Genomic DNA, 635 nt, shown 5'->3' with positions numbered 1-635 from the left:
AAAAGTATTGAAAACCATTTAAACACAATCCCAGGTGTTAAGAGTGTAAGTGTTCATTTTTCAACTGGAAAAATGAAAGCAGAACATGATATCAGTGTGGAAGATATCTTTTCTGAAGTATCTAAAATCGGTTTTAAAGCGTCATTGCCTTCAAAAAACAATGCTGCTGAACCAGCTGAGAACAAGGCCGGACAAGGGTTGATCATCACATCGGGAATTTTGATCGCAATGGGATTTATCGGATCTTTTACCGGTGTGTCCACTTTCATTACTACGTTTATGTACGCGATGGCGATGGTGATCAGCGGTTACAAGCCGGTGAAAAGTGCCTTTTATTCTATCAAAAGCCGTTCATTAGATATGAACGTATTGATGTCGGCTGCTGCTATTGGTGCTGCTCTAATCGGGGAATGGTTAGAAGGCGCAACAGTGGTTTGGTTGTTCGCCTTGGGAACCACTCTACAGAATATGTCGATTGAAAAAACAAGAGACTCAATTCGAAATCTAATGATCTTAGCGCCGTCGGAAGCATGGATCAAAGCGGGTTCCCAATTGATTAAGAAACCTGTTGAGGAAGTGAACGTCGGTGAAATTCTGGTTGTAAAACCAGGAGACAAAATTCCGTTAGACGGTGA

The 635-nt window shown here is 41.6% G+C and carries 1 protein-coding gene; it reads left to right on the top strand.

Going from position 1 to position 635, the window contains the following annotated elements:
- Positions 1–635: P-type ATPase actuator domain-containing protein (locus tag HP456_RS24670; RefSeq protein WP_172255909.1), on the top strand; the 635-nt coding region annotated here is incomplete at both ends.

The sequence above is a fragment of the Bacillus haikouensis genome (genome assembly GCF_013179555.1).
Taxonomy (GTDB): domain Bacteria; phylum Bacillota; class Bacilli; order Bacillales; family Bacillaceae_B; genus Rossellomorea; species Rossellomorea haikouensis_A.
Note: the sequence above shows the minus strand (reverse complement) of the source record. Positions and strands in the feature narration are given on the sequence as shown.